The organism is Streptomyces odonnellii (assembly GCF_000981895.1).
GTDB classification, from domain to species: Bacteria; Actinomycetota; Actinomycetes; order Streptomycetales; family Streptomycetaceae; genus Streptomyces; species Streptomyces odonnellii.
Window position 1 is genome coordinate 1 of record NZ_LATD01000640.1, and the last position, 1154, is coordinate 1154.

Below are 1154 nucleotides of genomic sequence, written 5' to 3' on the forward strand. Positions count from 1 at the left end.
GTCCCGGCCGCCATGGGTGCCAAGGCCGGGCAGCCGGACCGTACCGTCTGGGCGATCGACGGCGACGGCTGCTTCCAGATGACCAATCAGGAACTGACCACCTGCGCGGTCAACAACATCCCGATCAAGGTCGCGATCATCAACAACGGCGCGCTGGGCATGGTCCGCCAGTGGCAGACCCTCTTCTACAACCAGCGCTACTCGAACACGGTGCTCCACTCGGGCCAGGACGCGGACGGCGGCCCCAGCGGCGGCACCCGCGTCCCCGACTTCGTGAAGCTCTCCGAGGCCATGGGCTGTGTCGCGATGCGCTGCGAGTCGCCCGCCGAGCTGGACGCGGTGATCGCCAAGGCGAACGCGATCAACGACCGGCCCGTCGTGGTCGACTTCATCGTCCACGAGGACGCCCAGGTGTGGCCGATGGTCGCCGCGGGGACCTCGAACGACGAGGTCATGGCGGCCCTGGGCGTCCGCCCCGACTTCGGCGACAGCGCCGACGACTGAGCCGCGGCACGCGTGCCACAGCACCCGAGACAACGAGAGCCCGAGAGCCCGAGAGAAGAGACCGACACATGACCAGGCATACGCTCTCCGTTCTGGTGGAGAACACCCCCGGCATCCTCGCCAGGATCGCCGCCCTGTTCTCCCGCCGCGGCTTCAACATCGACTCCCTCGCCGTCGGAGTCACCGAACACCCCGACATCTCCCGCATCACCATCGTGGTCAATGTCGAGGAACTGCCCCTGGAGCAGGTGACGAAGCAGCTCAACAAGCTGGTGAACGTCCTGAAGATCGTCGAACTCGAGCCCGGCGCCGCGATCCAGCGCGAGCTCGTTCTGGTGAAGGTCCGCGCCGACAACGAGACCCGCTCCCAGATCGTCGAGATCGTCCAGCTCTTCCGCGCCAAGACCGTGGATGTCTCGCCCGAGGCCGTCACGATCGAGGCCACCGGATCGAGTGAGAAGCTCGACGCCATGCTCAAGATGCTGGAGCAGTTCGGCATCAAGGAGCTGGTGCAGTCCGGGACGATCGCCATAGGGCGTGGCGCGCGGTCCATCACCGACCGCAGCCTGCGCGCGCTCGACCGCAGCGCGTAGGCCGACCGCCCCTGACCGGGGAGCCGGGACCGGATGGCGAGACCGGACACCCGCCCC

2 protein-coding genes are annotated in these 1154 nt (G+C 67.7%); both read left to right on the forward strand.

Translation table 11 applies throughout. The annotated features are described in order from the left end of the window. The coding region (locus tag WH07_RS35885; RefSeq protein ID WP_046509491.1) for a thiamine pyrophosphate-dependent enzyme at positions 1–504 on the forward strand (504 nt) is incomplete at its 5' end. Positions 505–572: 68 nt separating this feature from the next. Next, complete coding sequence (gene ilvN, locus WH07_RS35890) at positions 573–1097, forward strand: acetolactate synthase small subunit (RefSeq protein WP_046509493.1); 525 nt, start codon at positions 573–575, stop codon at positions 1095–1097. Positions 1098–1154: the final 57 nt, after the last annotated feature.